Below are 14,206 nucleotides of genomic sequence, written 5' to 3' on the forward strand. Positions count from 1 at the left end.
AAACATCCCCCATGTTATGACCAAAAAAAAGAAAATTGTTTTAGCTGAAGATAATTCTGTTTTATCTCTCCTTTTAAAATTCCGTTTAGAAAAAGACGGCCATCACCTTTTGATTGCCAAAAACGGTAAAGAAGCTATTGAGTTAATTGAAAATGATGATCCTGATATTATTTTAACAGATGTTATGATGGATTATTTTAGTGGCTTAGAAATAATAAGTCATGTAAGAAATCAATTAAAAAGTAAAGTACCAATTTTAGTATTTTCTTCTTCTGGGCAAGAAGAAATGGTTTTAAAAGCTTTTAATTTAGGGGCTAATGATTTTATGAGTAAACCACTAAGCCCTAATGAATTGTCTATTAGAGTAAGAAGAATGTTACTTTAATTAATAACTAGTAATTTAAAAATATTATGGTAATCCCACTTATTGAAAGTGTAATTTGGGCTATAGTTGTAATGCTGGTTGTTATAATTGTAATTCTTATTGTTTATCTTAAAATATTTAGAAAAAATATTAGAATTATAGATAAAAAAGAAAAGAATTATAGAGTAACTGTAGAAGAAAATTTAATACAATTTTTATACTCAGAACAAGACAGTATTTTTTTAAGTGACACTCAGAAAAAAATTATAAAAAAATTTAAAAAAGGAGCTAACAGCAGAAGAAAAAGAAAAATTATTGGAGATACTTTCTTTATTTTAAGTCAAGAAATTTCTGGTAATATGATTTTAACCATGCACAAATTGTATGAAGAAATAGGTTTATTAAAATATACAATAAAAAAATTAAGAAGCGAAAAGTGGAATATAATTGCTATTGGTATAAGAGATTCTAGACGTTTTAAAATTGAGAAATTTAAAGATATTATTATTGATTTTATCAACCATCCTAAAGAAGAAGTTAGAAGGGAAGCACATTTATATTTCTTAGAATTGTTTGGTTATGATGGTTTAACTTTTTTAGATGATTTAAAAGTACCACTTTCTGAATGGGATCAAATTCAATTATTAGGAGAAATCCAAAAAATCGAAAATCATTTAATTATTGATGTTTCAAAATGGTTAATTTCTGATAATGATTTTGTTATCATATTTATATTAAATGTTGTAAAAATGTTTAATAGATTAGAAACTAAAGAAATTTTGCTAAGTCTATTACATCATGGTAATATAGAAGTGCGTTTAAAAGCAATAGAAACTTTAATTCATTTTGAAGTTGCAGAGTCTAAATATATTTTAAAAAGTAAGTTTAAAGAATTAACCTTATCAGAAAAAAAGGCAACGTTTAAACTGTTAAATAAAGTTGCAACTACAGAAGATGTTCCTTTTATATTGAGTAATGTTAAAAATGAAAATTTTGAAATAAAGCACGCAGCATTATTAATCTTAAAAAGGATAGATGTGGTTGCTTACAATAAATTAGAAAAAGTATCTGAAGAAGATGAAGATTACACTAAAATTGTTAATTTTTTAGATGTTAGCTATGGATTTTGATCAAATTTTAAGGTCTATTTTACTTACGTTTCACTATTTCTTTTTAGTGTTTACAATTCTTATTGTTGGTGGTTATATTATTTTGGCTGTTTTTTCATCAAAAGAAACTGTAGATTATTTAAAGAAAAATAGTTTTATACACTACAAAGATTTAATAAAATCGCCATTAGCACCTACAATATCTATTATAGCACCAGCTTACAATGAGAGTTTAAATATTGTAGAAAATGTAAGGTCTTTATTATCTACACACTATGTAAATTACGATGTTATTATTGTAAATGATGGTAGTAAAGACGATAGTCTAGAGAAACTAATAAAAGCATACGACTTAGAAAAGGTGGAGTATTTAATCAATAAAAAAGTGCCTACCCAAGATTTAAGAGAAGGTGTTTTTAAATCTAAAAACCCTGCATTCGATAAGTTAATTGTTGTTGATAAACAAAATGGAGGAAAAGCAGATGCATTAAATTGCGGAATTAACATTAGCGAAAGTAAATATTTAGCTTGTATAGATGTAGATTGTTTATTGTTAGAAGATTCTTTACAAAGAATGGTTAAGCCTTTTCTAGAACATACAGATAGAAAAGTAATTGCTTCTGGTGGTGTTATTAGAATTGCAAATTCTTGTAAAATTGAAGACGGAAAATTAGTAGATATTAATTTTCCTGATAAATGGATAGAAAGAGTACAAATTCTAGAGTATTTAAGAGCTTTTTTATTAGGAAGAATGGCTTGGGCAAGACTAAATGGTTTACTTGTTATTTCTGGTGCTTTTGGTTTGTTTGATCGAGAAATTGCAATTGAAGTTGGGGGGTATGATACCAAAACTGTTGGTGAAGACATGGAGATTATTGTAAGAATGAGAGCTTACATGGAAGAGCGTAAATTAAAATATAAAGTAGCTTATATCCCAGATCCTCTGTGTTGGACAGAAGCACCTGATGATAGAAAAATTTTAATATCGCAAAGAAATAGATGGACAAGAGGTACCATAGAAACTCTAAAAATGCATAAATATTTAGCCTTAAATTATAAATACAAATTACTTGGGTTATTAAGTGTACCTTATTGGTTTGTATTCGAAAGAATGGCACCTATTGTAGAAGTTACAGGTATACTTTACTTTTTGTTTTTAGTATGCTATCAACCTTTAAGATGGAGTTTTGTTGTTGGCCTTTTTTTATTAGCTTATTTGTTTTCGTTACTTTTTTCTTTTGTAGCAATTTTTACAGAAGAATTTACATATCATCAATACAAAAAGAAAGGTGTTGGTTTAAAATTAGTACTTACCATTATTCTAGAGCCATTTATATTGCATCCATTAGTTCTTTATGCTGCAATGAGAGGTAACTATGATTATTATTTTAATAAGAAAAAGAAATGGGGAGTTATGGTACGAAAAGGACTATCTAAATCTTAATTAACATTTTAATCTCCCCCATAAAAAATGATAACAAAAAAACTAAATAAAAAAAACAGAAAGTACATAATAACTTGTTTCTCATTGTTGCTAACCTTTTGGTTAATAAGTTTATTTGAGTATACATCTATATTTTTTAGTGGTAAAGAAACTCCAGGGATTTTTAACTTTTTAGTTTTTAAGTTCTTTAATCATTTTTATACAGTAATTTTTATTTACTTAATATTTTTACCATTTTACTATCTTTTTTCTAGAAAAAAAACAAGAAAAGGGCTACTTATTATACGAATTTTATTTGTGTTAATTATTTTTATAGAACTAGCTTTAACAAAATATAGTCTTACAACACTTTTAAATTTAGGTGCAGATTTATTGGGTTATTCTTTAGATGATATTTATTTAACAGTAAGCTCTTCAGGGAGTTCTTCTATTTTATTTTTTATAACTTTTTTAATTTTTCCTGCAGTTTTTCTATCGAGTTGTTTCTTTTTAAGAAAAGCAGAATTTTTTAAATATTGCAGTAGAATTTTTTTAACAGCAGCCTTAATTGTTTTAATATTAAAGTTTGTTTTACCAGGTTTCTCTAACTCAATTTATCAGAATAAAATATACTTTTTTGTTGTTGATGTTTTAAAATATCAAAAAGGAAAAATAGATGTAAAATCTATTAAATTAGAAGGTAATAAAGAGTACCCTTTTTTAAAACCATCAGAAAAAATAGCAGATGTATTAAGTCCTTTTTTTAATGTTTCTGCAGAAAAACCAAATATAGTAATAATTCAAGTAGAAGGTTTAGGGGCAGAGTTTGTAGGTGATAGTTATTACAGTGGTTTTACTCCTTATTTAAATAGCTTAATTTCAGAATCGCTTTATTGGCCTAACTTTTTAAGTAACGCTGGTAGAACTTTTGGTGCTTTGCCATCTTTAATGGCATCTTTACCTTTTGGTGAAAAAGGTTTTTTAGAAATTGAAGAAATACCTACACATTTATCATTGTTTAGTGTTTTAAAACAAAATGATTATTCAACTTCATTTTTTGCAGGAGATCAATCTAGTTTTGATAAAAAGATTAATTTTTTAGAACATAATGGAGTAGAAAATATAATAGATGAAAATAAGTATGATGAAACTTACCCTAAATCTGTAAATTCTAGTAATGGTTTTTCTTGGGGATATTCAGATTATGAAATATTTAAAAAAACGTTGTCTGTTTTAGATGATATACCAAGCCCAAGGTTAGATTTAATAGCAACACAATCCATTCACGATCCATTTACTTTTCCTGTAAAACAGAAATATTTATTAAAAATTGATAGTATTCTTAAAACAAACAAATCTCTTAAAGCAACAAAAAAACAAATACGAAGTAATAAAGATATTTTTGCAAGCATATTATACTCAGATGCAAGTGTAAAAATGTTTATAGAATCTTATAAAAAAAGACCAGATTTTAAGAATACCATTTTTATAATTACAGGTGATCACAGATTAATACCAATTGCTCAAAAAGATAAATTATGCAGATTTAATGTCCCTTTTTTTATCTACAGTCCTTTATTAAAAAAACCGACAACAATGAAAGCAGTAAACTCTCATTACGATTTAGCACCAAGTTTACTTTCTTTTTTATCTAATAGTTACGATTTAGATTTGCCAAAAGAAACAGCTTGGCTTGGTGATGGTATAGATACTTCAAAAACATTTAGAAACATTCATAAAATACCTTTAATGCGTTATAAAGGTAGTTTAAGTGATTATGTTTATAAAGATTATCTCTTATCAGATGGTAAGTTATATAAAATAAAAGAAGATTTCAACATTTATCAAATAGATGATAAAACTGTTTTAAATGATGCAACAAAATCATTTAATGAGTTTAAAAATTTAAATGCTTATGTAACTAAAAATAATAAAATATATCCAGAAAATGAGAATACTAAAATAAAAGGTATTTATATTTTTACACCAGAAGAACTAACAAAAATAGAAGAATTAACAAATGGTTTAACTGTAGATGAAATGTTTATGGCTGCAAGACAAAAGGCTTTTAATAATGAAAGAGAAACAGCGAGACTAATTTGTAATTATATCTTAAAAAAAGTACCAAATTATGTAGATGTTAGAATTTTAAAAGGTAGAACTCTAGCTTGGGATGGCCAATATGAAGCTTCTGAAAAAGAATTATTAAATGCTTTAAAAAGATCTCCTTATTATGATGATATTTATTTGGCACTTTTAGATATGTATTGGTGGTCTTCTCAAAACGAAAAATCTATAGTAATTGTAGATAAAGCCATTAAAAATAAAATTAAAAATGATGATGTGGCTTTTAAAATGGCAAGAGCTTATGCAACTATGAAAAATACTGATAAAGCAACAACAATTATAGACAGTATTCTAAAAAAGCAGCCAAAAAATAAAGTTTATTTAAAATTAAAAAAATCATTATAATGATAAAAAAAGAGAAAATTAAAATTTTATTCTTAATGATAATGTTGTTTTGTGCGAATCAATTATCTGCACAAAAAAAAATATTTAGTGGTAACCCAGACACTGCTTTTAAAGTAGCTAGAGATTTAGCTTTTAATGGTAAACGTGCTCAAGCACAAGATTCTTTGCGATTTATTTTAACCAAACATCCTAATTATTTAGATGTTAGATCTTTATTGGCAAGTACCTATTCTTGGGATGGTAAATACGCAAAAGCAAAAAAAGAGTTTGAGTATATTTTAAACAAAGATAAAGAACGAAAAAATGATTGGATAGCTTATATTAAAAATGAACAGTATTCAGAAAAGTATTTTAGTTCTTTAAAAATAATAGAAAATGCTCTTAAACTTTTTCCTGATGATGCAGATTTAATGCAGTTAAAAGCAAGATCAGAGTTTAATAGAAATAATAAAGAGGAAGCCTATAGAATTATAGAAAGTGCTGTAGAAATTCATCCAAATAATGCTGAATTATTAGAGTATAAAAAATCTTTAGAAGCAGAATTAAGGTTTAATACAATTAGTGTTAGCTTGTCTACAGATTTTTACGATGCTAATAAAGACAATGGAAGAGCTAATATGTATTATTCTTCTTTGTCATATTCAAGACAAACAAAATACGGAAGTGTTATAGCTCGTTTTAATTATGCAAACCGTTTTGAAACCGATAATTATCAATTTGAGGTTGATATGTATCCAAGAATTATAAATGGTTTGTATGCTTATGTTAATGCAGGTTATTCTAGCAGTCCTTTAAATCCTGCACAACGTTATGGGTTTGAATTATATAAATCTTTACCTAAAAGTTTAGAAGCTTCTTTAGGTTTTAGATGGTTAAAATTCTCTACAGAAACTACGATTTATACAGGTTCTTTAGGTTGGTATACAGGAAATAGTTATTTAGGTTTAAGAGGTTATGTAACTCCTGGAGATCCAGGTACAAGTACTTCTGGAAGAATAATTTATAGAAAATTTAGAAAAGACGCAGATAATTATTTTAATCTAGAAATTGGTTTTGGAGCTTCACCAGCTTTAGATCGTTTTGCGCCAGGTTTTACTGGAGATGAAATTTTTAATTTAGATTCGCAAGCCTTAGTTTTGGGTTATTTCTTTTCTACTAAAAACAAGAAAAATCTATTAGGCTTTACTGCAAGTATGTTTAGAGAAGAAAAACCTTTTGCTAAAGGAGAATTCTTTGTGTATCCTTCTTTTGGGGCATCATATTCAATAAGATTTAAGTAAAGTATATAAACGCAAATTTCGCTAACTTCAAATAAATTAATACAGAAATTAGCGAAATTTGAAACTGTTTATTATTTAATCAAAATAAGAAAAAGTATCTCCGTCTTTAATGTTTAAAAGCGATTCGTAAATCATTTTAATTACATTTTCAACATCATCTCTGTGTACCATTTCTACTGTGGTGTGCATGTATCTTAAAGGTAAAGAAATTAAAGCAGAAGCAACACCACCATTGCTGTATGCAAATGCATCTGTATCTGTACCAGTTGCTCTAGATAATGCAGAACGTTGAAAAGGAATATCTTTAGCTTCTGCAGTATCAATAATTAAATCGCGTAATTTTTGTTGTACAGCTGGTGCATAAGCTATGACTGGTCCTTTACCCAATTCCATTAAACCTGCTTTTTTAGGCTCAATCATTGGTGTAGTAGTATCATGAGTAACATCAGTAACAATAGCAACATTTGGTTTAATAGTTTGTGTAATCATTTCTGCTCCACGTAAACCAATTTCTTCTTGTACAGAATTGGTTACATATAAACCAAAAGGTAATTCTTTACCATTTTCTTTTAATAAACGAGCTACTTCAGCAATCATAAAACCACCCATTCTATTATCTAAAGCTCTACAAACAAACTTATCTCCATTTAAAATATGGAATTCATCTGGGTAAGTAATTACACAACCTACGTGAATACCTAAAGCTAAAACTTCTTCTTTGGTAGCACAACCAGTATCAATAGTAATATTATCTGGTTTTGGAGCTTGTTCATTGCTTTTATCTCTAGTATGTATGGCTGGCCAACCAAAAACACCTTTTACAATTCCGTTTTTTGTATGAATATTTACAATTTTACTTGGCGCAATTTGATGATCTGAACCTCCATTTCTAATCACATAAATTAATCCATTATCAGAAATGTAATTTACATACCAAGAAATTTCATCTGCATGCCCTTCTATAACAACTTTGTATTTTGCATCAGGATTTATAACACCAACTGCAGATCCATAAGTGTCTGTAATAAAAGTATCTACATAAGGTTTTAAATAATCCATCCAAATTTTCTGGCCTTCCCACTCATAACCAGTTGGAGCTGCATTATTTAAGTATTTTTCTAAAAACTCTAATGATTTTTCGTTTAAAATTGATTTTTCTGACATAATATCTTTTCTGTTTTGTGTAAAAATAAAACGAATTTTTATGAATATCATTTAAAAAAGGATAAAAAAACGGATCAAAAGTCCTTATTTTTACATTTGTCACAAATCAGAAAACATAATAAAACCAACAAAAATGAAGCTAGTAATTGAAAATTTAACCAAAACCTATAAAAACGGAGTAAAGGCAATTGATAATTTAAGTATAGAAATTGGTACAGGAATGTTTGGTTTGTTAGGTCCAAATGGTGCTGGTAAATCTTCTTTAATGAGAACAATTGCAACTTTACAGAGTCCAGATTCTGGTTCTATAACTTTTGGTGATATTAATGTTTTAGATGATAATATGTCTTTGAGAAAAGTATTGGGATATTTGCCTCAATCTTTTGGAGTTTATCCTAAAATGTCTGCACAAGAATTGTTAGAATATTTTGCAACCTTAAAAGGGATTTCTAAAAAATCAGATCAACAAAAACTGATTAAAGAAGTTTTAGAAATTACTAATTTATATGAAGTAAGACATAAATATGTGGCAGGTTATTCTGGAGGAATGAAACAGCGTTTTGGAATTGCACAATTGCTTTTAAATAACCCTAAATTAATTATTGTTGATGAACCAACTGCTGGATTAGATCCTGCAGAAAGACATCGTTTTTTAAATGTTTTAAGAGAAGTGGGGACAAATTGTACGGTTATTTTTTCGACTCATATTGTAGAAGATGTTAAGGAATTGTGCAATGAAATGGCCATTTTAAATGGAGGAAAAATCTTAAAGCACACAACTCCACAAGAAGCTACTAAAGAAATTGAAGGTAAAATCTGGAAAAAAATAATCAACAGAGATGATTTAGAAGAAAATGAAAAAATGTTCAATATTTTATCATCTAATTACAATCAAGATAATACCTTAAACATAAGAGTATTTTCTCCAGAAAAACCTAGTGAAGATTTTGTAGAGGTTACACCGCAATTAGATGATGTGTATTTTATTGCTTTAAAACAAGATGAACCAGTTTTAATTTAAATAATGATTGTTGGATTGTTGGATCTATAGATATTTAGAATCCAAAAATCCAATCCTCTAACTTTCTAAAAATCTTACTGTCAAATCATCTAACAATCTAAAATTATGTTTTCTACAATATTCAAACAAGAATTAAATTATTGGTTTAAAAGACCTGTGTTTTATATATATCTAACAATTTTTGTAATGATTGCTTTTTTAATTTCTGCAAGTTCTGCAGGAATTTGGGATAATATTACAGGTACAGTTGGCTCATCAAGAATTGTAAATTCGCCCATAAACATTATTGGTAATTTTAGTCTTTTTACCACTTTTATGTACTTTTTATTCCCTTCTATAATTGGGGTTTCTATTTACAGAGATTTTAAAAGTGAAATGCATACCATTTTGTTTTCATACCCTTTTACAAAGGCAAATTATTTATTTGCAAAATTTTTAAGTGGTATTGTAGTAGTTTCAATTATTCTTTTTGCAATAGCTTTAGGTATGATGATTGGTTTTCGTTTTCCTGGAACCAATTCAGATATTGTTGACGATTTAAATTTAACAAGTTATTTAAACGCTTATTTGGTGTATATTTTACCTAATATGTTGTTTTTTGGAGCAGTAGTTTTTGCTGTGGTTACTTTTTCTAGAAGTGTGGGTGCAGGTTTTATTACTGTAATTATTTTAATGTTTTTTCAAGGTGCAATGGGTGCAATTTTTTCTGAACCAGAGCAAGAAGAACTTTTAGCTTTATTAGATCCTTTTGGGTTTTCCGCTTTAAATAAATACACAAAATATTGGACAATGTCCGAGCAAAATGAACTGCAAGTCCCTTTCGAAAAGTTTATAATTTACAACAGATTGTTATGGTTATTCATTTCTTCTTTAGTTTTTGGCTTGGTATTTAAGTATTTTAAATTTAGTCAAAATGCAATTACAATATCATTTAGAAAAGTAAAAGCTGAACGCGTTATAAAAAGAAATTTTAGCGGAATTACAAGAATAAATTTGCCTAAAGTAACTTACAATTATTCCTTTTTGCAGAATTTAAAAACAATGTGGAGGTTGTCTAATATCGACTTTAAATACATTTTTAAAAGTTTGCCTTTTATATGTATTTTAATAGTTGGTGTTATTATTTTAGTAGCTACATTATTTGTTTCTAGCGAAATTTTTGGAACAGATACATTGCCTGTAACTTGGCAAATGTTGGCAGGTGGTAACATCTTTACCTTTTTTGTACTAAATGTATGTACCTTTTTATATGCAGGTATGTTAGTGCAAAGAGCAAACACTGCAAAAATAAATCATTTGGTAGATAGTACACCTGTGCCAAATTGGACATTGCTTTTTTCTAAGTTAATTGCGCTTTTAAAAATGCAACTTGTGTTGTTGGCAGTAATTATGGTTGCTGGTATATTATTTCAGGTTTATAGAGGTTATTATAATTTTGAAATCGGGTTGTATCTGCAAGAATTATTTGGTTTAAAATTCTTGAATTATTTAGTTTGGGCTTTGTTATCTATTTTTATTCAGACATTGGTTAAAAATCAATATTTAGGCTTTTTTATTGTGTTGATTATTGCTGTAGGAACTCCGCTTTTATCATTTATAGGTATTGAATTAGATGTTTTTAAATACAACCAAGGTCCAGGTTTTAGTTATTCTGATATGAATGGTTATGGCTCAAGTTTATCAAGATATTTATGGTATAAATTTTATTGGATTTTAGGAGGATCTGTGCTTGTTATTTTAAGTATTGTAATGTGGGTAAGAGGAATACCAAGTTCGTTTTCAGAAAGAATTTACTTTGCAAAAGAACGCTTTAAGTTGCCATTAAAAATTGCGTTAGGTGTAATTTTAATATCCTTTTTTACTTTAGGATTTTCTATTTTTCAAGAAACAAAATCAGACAACGAAAATTCATCAACCAAACAAGCAGAATTAGATGCTGTTGAATGGGAAAAAATGTATAAAAAATACGAAGATTATAAACAGCCTAGAATTGTTGCTGTTAAAGCAGATGTAGATATTTATCCGAAGAAAAGAACGTATAAAGCCAAAGCTGTTTTTACAATGGTAAACAAAACAGATAAATCTATTGATAGTATTTTATTGAATCATAATTCTTTAGAAAACACTTTTGAGTTTAATAAGCCAAACAATTTAGTTTTAGAAGACACTGTTTTTAATTTTGATATTTATCAGTTGGATAAAAAATTAAACCCTGGTGATTCTTTACAATTAACAGTCAATGTAAAAAGTGCAGAAAACACAATGTTTCAGCGTAATTCGCCTATAAGAGAAAACGGAACATTTATAAATAATAAATCAATTTTTCCTTCCTTAGGATATTCTTCACAAGGAGAATTAAGAGACAATAAAACACGTAAAAAGTACGATTTACCACCAAATAATTTACAAGTACATCCTTTAGATTCAAGTGCTTTAGGAGATACTTATATTTCAAAAGATTCTGATTGGATCGATTTTGAAGCCACAGTTTCTACTTCTAAAGATCAAATTGCGATTGCTCCTGGATATTTGCAAAGAGAATGGCTAGAAGATGATCGTAAATATTATCATTATAAAATGGATAGTAAAATCTTGAACTTTTATGCTTTTAATTCAGCTAGATATGAAGTGAAAAAGGAAATGTATAAAGGCATTAGTTTAGAAATTTATTATCACAAACCACACACATATAATCTAGTTAGAATGATGAAAGGTTTAAAAGCATCTATAGATTATAATGAAAAATATTTTAGTCCTTATCAACATAAACAAGCCAGAATTGTCGAATTTCCTAGAACAGCAGGTACTTTTGCGCAATCTTTTGCAAATACAATCCCGTTTTCTGAAGGCTTTGGATTTATTGCTGATGTAGATGATGAAAACGAAAATGGTGTAGATTATCCTTTTGCAGTAACTGTTCACGAAGTTGCACATCAATGGTGGGCACATCAAGTAATTGGTGCAGATGTTTTGGGTGCTACAATGTTATCAGAAAGTCTGTCTGAATATGTTTCTTTAAAAGTTTTAGAACACGAAAATGGAAAAACCAAAATGCGTACTTTTTTAAAGGAAGCTTTAGATGGTTATTTAATGCAAAGAACTTTCGAAACCAAAAGAGAAAAACCTTTAATGTATAATGATGGACAAGGTTATATCCATTACCAAAAAGGATCAATGGTTTTTTATGCTTTAAGCGATTATATAGGTGAGTCAACATTGAATGGAGCTTTAAAAAAATACGTTGAAAAAGTTCAATTTCAAGAGCCTCCTTATACAACATCTATAGAAATGTTAGATTATATTAAAGAGGCTACTCCAGATTCTTTACAATATGTAATTAAAGATATGTTCGAAACAATTACGTTATATAAAAATCGAATTTTAGAGGTTACATCTACAGAATTAGAAAACGGTAAATATCAAGTAGATATTGAGTTTGAAGTTGTAAAATATAGAAATGATGAAAAAGGGAAAAAGTTCTATGGAGAAAATGTAGGAGATACCTTAACTTTTACTCCAAAAGATAAAAAGAAGCCAATTTTATCAGTAAAACTAGAAGATTATATTGATATTGGAATTTTTGGCGAAAAAGAAATTGATGGTGTAAATAAAGAAGTAGAACTATATTTACAGAAACATAAAATAACGCAAATCAATAATAAAATTTCAATTATTGTTGATAAAAAACCAGTTGAAATAGGTGTAGATCCTTACAATAAATTAATTGATACACAGTCTACAGACAACAGACAGAAGTTGTAGTTTTTAAGTTTTAAAGATTAAATTTGATTAAGATAAATTCTGAAATTGAAATATATATTTAAAATAGTATTTAGATTTATCCTTTTTTGCTTTTTAACAGCAATTACTCAAATAGGAGGAATTGTTTATTTATTAAGCTTATTTTTTTCTAAAAAATGGAACAGAGATTTTAAGTTTAAAACTCTAATTGTATTTGTCGTTTTTTACTTTTTTAGCACTTTTTTAATTGTTCCGTTTTTGGCTCCATTTTTTGGTCGTGAAAAGGTAAAGCATTCAGAAAGTATTAAGCCAACAAGTTATTTTACTGATTTATTAAACCGAAATTATGTAAATCCTAAATTGAATCAGCTTTTAAAAAACACAGAAAACGAGTTAAAAGGTACAAATATTAAGATTCATTATTTAGATGCAAATTTTCCTTTTATAAATAAATTCCCTTTGTTGCCACATTTAAGTCATAATGATGGGAATAAAATAGATTTAAGTCTTATTTACGAAACAAAAGAAGGGTTAATTTCAAGTAAACAAAAATCTATGAGTGGTTATGGAGTTTTTGAAAATCCAAAATCAAGCGAGTACAATCAAGTTGATAAATGTCTTTCAATTGGTTATTTTCAATATGATTTTCCAAAATATTTAACATTGGGTACAGTCAATGAAGATCTAGTTTTCTCTAAAAATGGGACAAAAAAACTTATTGAAAAACTTTTAAAAAATCGAAGTTTAGAAAAAATGTTTATTGAACCTCATTTAAAAGACAGAATGAATTTAAAGGATAAAAAAATTAGATATCATGGATGTAGAGCTGTCAGACACGATGATCACATTCATATTCAAATTAAATAATTATAAATCATAAAAGTAAATATTCTTCTTTTGTAATAACTTACTTTAATATTTTGATTTTTATAAAATTGTTTTAATTCTTTTAAGATTATTTATTTAAAATATTCAAATTCTTAAATAAAAAATAGAAATGATAAGTTTGTTGCTTTTTTTATCAAAAGAAAATAAATAGTATTTTTACAAAAGCTTAATCCCATATTCATATTATAAATTGAAAAAATCTTTTATTCAAAAACGGTTCAATAAATTATTGAAAGAAAAAGAAGAAAATAGAGTGGTCTGTAATGAAGAGGTTTATACAGTTGGTGTAATTGCTTCTGATGAGGTTACAAAATGGTTGAAAATTCAAGATGATATAGAACGAATTTTAGATTTAGGTAATGTAAGAACTTATAATTTTAGACCCTTCACTAGAAAAAATGTTCCTTCATTTAAATTTTTTACAGAAAAAGATTTTAATTGGAAAGGAGAAGTAAAAAACAAAACTTTTAAATCTTTTATAGAAGAACCACACGATTTGTTAATTGGGTATTTTAATAAAAATAATCTGTATTTAGAAAATGCAGTTTTACGTTCTAATGCAAAATTTAAAGTTGGTTTTGCAAACGTAAATCCGAGTTTATATGATATGGAAATTGCAGAAATACCAACTAAAGTAGACAGTTTTTTATCAGAATTAAAAAAATATTTAATAGTGTTAAATAAGCTCAAAAATTAAACTACAAATTAAAACTTGTGTTATCTTTATTAGAAACACTTTTTTTC

General features: G+C 27.2%; 10 protein-coding genes. 9 read left to right on the plus strand and 1 reads right to left on the minus strand.

The genetic code is table 11. The annotated features are described in order from the left end of the window. Window positions 1-16: 16 nt before the first annotated feature. Genes ACJJVK_RS10645 through ACJJVK_RS10665 form a run of 5 tightly spaced genes read left to right on the plus strand, consistent with a single transcriptional unit; the run spans window position 17 to window position 6,648 of the window. Window positions 17-385, plus strand: a complete 369-nt coding sequence (locus ACJJVK_RS10645) for a PleD family two-component system response regulator (RefSeq protein ID WP_215993120.1) — start codon at window positions 17-19, stop codon at window positions 383-385. 26 nt (window positions 386-411) lie between these two features. Then, on the plus strand, window positions 412-1,494 hold the full coding sequence (locus ACJJVK_RS10650) for a HEAT repeat domain-containing protein (RefSeq protein WP_215993119.1): 1,083 nt from the start codon (window positions 412-414) through the stop codon (window positions 1,492-1,494). After that, window positions 1,484-2,917, plus strand: a complete 1,434-nt coding sequence (locus tag ACJJVK_RS10655) for a glycosyltransferase (RefSeq protein WP_405565878.1) — start codon at window positions 1,484-1,486, stop codon at window positions 2,915-2,917. The genes ACJJVK_RS10650 and ACJJVK_RS10655 overlap by 11 nt, the downstream gene beginning before the upstream one ends. 27 nt (window positions 2,918-2,944) lie before the next feature. Beyond that, window positions 2,945-5,368, plus strand: a complete 2,424-nt coding sequence (locus ACJJVK_RS10660) for a sulfatase-like hydrolase/transferase (protein ID WP_405565880.1) — start codon at window positions 2,945-2,947, stop codon at window positions 5,366-5,368. Beyond that, window positions 5,368-6,648 (plus strand): YaiO family outer membrane beta-barrel protein, encoded by a 1,281-nt coding sequence (locus ACJJVK_RS10665; protein ID WP_405565882.1) that lies wholly within the window; start codon window positions 5,368-5,370, stop codon window positions 6,646-6,648. Before ACJJVK_RS10660 ends, ACJJVK_RS10665 begins: the two co-directional genes overlap by 1 nt. 75 nt (window positions 6,649-6,723) lie before the next feature. On the opposite strand, the gene ACJJVK_RS10670 is transcribed toward ACJJVK_RS10665, so the two are convergent. Further along, window positions 6,724-7,812 carry a M42 family metallopeptidase gene (locus ACJJVK_RS10670; RefSeq protein WP_215993220.1) on the minus strand — a complete coding sequence of 363 codons (1,089 nt, stop codon included), beginning with the start codon at window positions 7,810-7,812 and terminating at the stop codon, window positions 6,724-6,726. Between the two features lie 133 nt (window positions 7,813-7,945). On the opposite strand from ACJJVK_RS10670, the gene ACJJVK_RS10675 reads away from it, so the two are divergent. From ACJJVK_RS10675 to ACJJVK_RS10690, 4 genes are all read left to right on the plus strand, one after another. Beyond that, window positions 7,946-8,833, plus strand: a complete 888-nt coding sequence (locus ACJJVK_RS10675) for an ATP-binding cassette domain-containing protein (protein WP_405565883.1) — start codon at window positions 7,946-7,948, stop codon at window positions 8,831-8,833. 105 nt (window positions 8,834-8,938) lie between these two features. Next, complete coding sequence (locus tag ACJJVK_RS10680; RefSeq protein ID WP_405565885.1) at window positions 8,939-12,595, plus strand: ABC transporter permease/M1 family aminopeptidase; 3,657 nt, start codon at window positions 8,939-8,941, stop codon at window positions 12,593-12,595. A gap of 45 nt (window positions 12,596-12,640) precedes the next feature. Further along, complete coding sequence (locus ACJJVK_RS10685) at window positions 12,641-13,441, plus strand: hypothetical protein (RefSeq protein WP_405565886.1); 801 nt, start codon at window positions 12,641-12,643, stop codon at window positions 13,439-13,441. A 211-nt stretch (window positions 13,442-13,652) separates the two neighbouring features. Further along, a complete protein-coding gene (locus tag ACJJVK_RS10690) occupies window positions 13,653-14,159 on the plus strand; it encodes a DUF6913 domain-containing protein (protein ID WP_405565887.1) in 507 nt (168 codons plus the stop codon). The last annotated feature ends 47 nt before the right edge of the window (window positions 14,160-14,206 follow it).

It is taken from the genome of Polaribacter sp. Asnod6-C07, from assembly GCF_045063625.1.
GTDB lineage: Bacteria > Bacteroidota > Bacteroidia > Flavobacteriales > Flavobacteriaceae > Polaribacter > Polaribacter vadi_A.